The sequence below is a fragment of the Rhizorhabdus histidinilytica genome (assembly GCF_900167915.1).
Lineage (GTDB): Bacteria > Pseudomonadota > Alphaproteobacteria > Sphingomonadales > Sphingomonadaceae > Rhizorhabdus > Rhizorhabdus histidinilytica.
This window is the reverse complement of sequence record NZ_FUYM01000050.1, coordinates 1-1,627: the sequence shown is the minus strand read 5'-3', so window position 1 is coordinate 1,627 and position 1,627 is coordinate 1. Positions and strand designations below refer to the sequence as shown.

General features: G+C 62.8%; 2 protein-coding genes. Both read left to right on the top strand.

Annotation, left to right across the window (positions count from 1 at the left end; genetic code table 11):
* Positions 1 to 223: hypothetical protein (locus B5X82_RS26990; RefSeq protein WP_217699596.1), on the top strand; the 223-nt coding region annotated here is incomplete at its 5' end.
* An 8-nt stretch (positions 224 to 231) separates the two neighbouring features.
* The gene (locus tag B5X82_RS26090) at positions 232 to 1,377 is read left to right on the top strand and encodes an AAA family ATPase (RefSeq protein WP_235862806.1); all 1,146 of its coding nucleotides are present in this window, start codon (positions 232 to 234) and stop codon (positions 1,375 to 1,377) included.
* The last annotated feature ends 250 nt before the right edge of the window (positions 1,378 to 1,627 follow it).

Genomic DNA, 1,627 nt, shown 5'->3' with positions numbered 1-1,627 from the left:
CCATGGGCATGCTCAACCACCATTTCGCAGCAGCCGCCTGATCGGCGCAGAGCGACAGCCTACCTCTGACTGCCGCCAATCTTTGCAACAGAGCCCTTCGACGGTGTGGGACGATCCGTTCGCCACCGACGATGCCGCATGGGCCGCCTTCCGACGCACCGTCGAGGAAGAGGGCATGCGCGCCTTTCTCGACCAGGCCGTCGTCATCCCGTTCAGACGTTGAGGCGAAGAATGCCGGTGATTTCGCAACTGGCCGTCTCCGGCTACCGCTCCCTCCGGGACATCAAGCTGCTGCTTGCCCCGCTGACGATCATCACCGGTGTCAACGGAACCGGGAAATCCAGCATCTACCGTGCTCTGCGCCTGCTCGCCGATGTGGCGCAGGGTCGCCTCGTCAACTCGCTGGCGCGCGAAGGTGGCCTCCACTCGACGCTATGGGCAGGCCCGGAACGCATCAGCCAGGACATGCGAACCGGCAAAGTCCCCATCCAGGGAACCGTCCGGTCCGGTCAGCCTGCGCCTTGGTTTCTCCGGCGACGATCTGGGCTATGCCATCGATCTGGGCTTGCCCTTGCCAGGGTCGGCCTTTGCTTTCGACCCAGAGATCAAGGTCGAGGCAATGTGGACGGGCGGCGTTCTTGGCCGGTCGAACCTGTTCGCGGAACGGCGCGGCCCGATGATCCGTGTCCGGCGGGCAACGACGGGAGAATGGCGGATGGAAAACCTCCACCCCTTCGACAGCATGTCACGCATTCCTCCGATCGCGAGGACGGGCTGGAGATGCTTCTCATGCGCGAGCGCATGCGCAACTGGCGCTTCTACGACAATTTGCGGACCGACGTGGACGCACCAGCACGAAAGGCCCAGATCGTCACCTACACGCCGGCATTGGCCAATGACGGTGCCGACCTGGCCGCGGCGATCGCGACGATCCATGCGATCGGCGACGGCGAAGCGTTCAATGACGCGATCGAGGACGCCTTTCCGGGATCGACGGTCGGCAGTGGCGAGGACGGCAGCATCGCCACGCGGCAGCGCGGTCTGCTCCGGTCGTTGCGTGCCAGCGAACTGTCGGACGGGACCTTGCGCTACATCATGCTGTGCGCCGCCCTGCTCGCGCCGAGCAAGCCGGAGATCCTTATCCTCAACGAACCGGAATCCAGTCTCCACCCAACCCTGCTGGACCCGCTGGCCCGGCTCCTGACCACAGCGGTAAAGACCTGCCAGATCGTCGTAGTCTCGCACAGCGAACGGCTGCTTACCGCCTTGGCGGGTGATCCCGACACCAGAACATACCGGTTGGAGAAGGACTGCGGCGAGACATTCCTACACAGTGACGAAGACCATTACCTCCGTTGGGTTTGGCCTTCACGCTGACCCACCTTCCGCCGTTCACTTCGCGTTCTTCGCTGGCGTACGCAAAACACACTTTCGTGTCGTCACCCCTGGATGTGGAACGAACTGGGTATCATCGATCTCCGCTGTTGACCGCCATCACACTGCCGTTCCTGCACTGTTCTCCCTTAGCGTTGCGTGTGGATGGCTCCCGCGTTGCGGTGCGATTTTCTGACGTTCTGACATGCCATATCGAGTGCAGTCGCGTGTCCGGCCTTTATGTGCAGCCTTT

Excerpts from the sequence above, each read along its gene's own strand:
- B5X82_RS26090 (WP_235862806.1), top strand. The coding sequence starts at position 232 with ATGCCGGTGATTTCGCAACTGGCCGTCTCCGGCTACCGCTCCCTCCGG.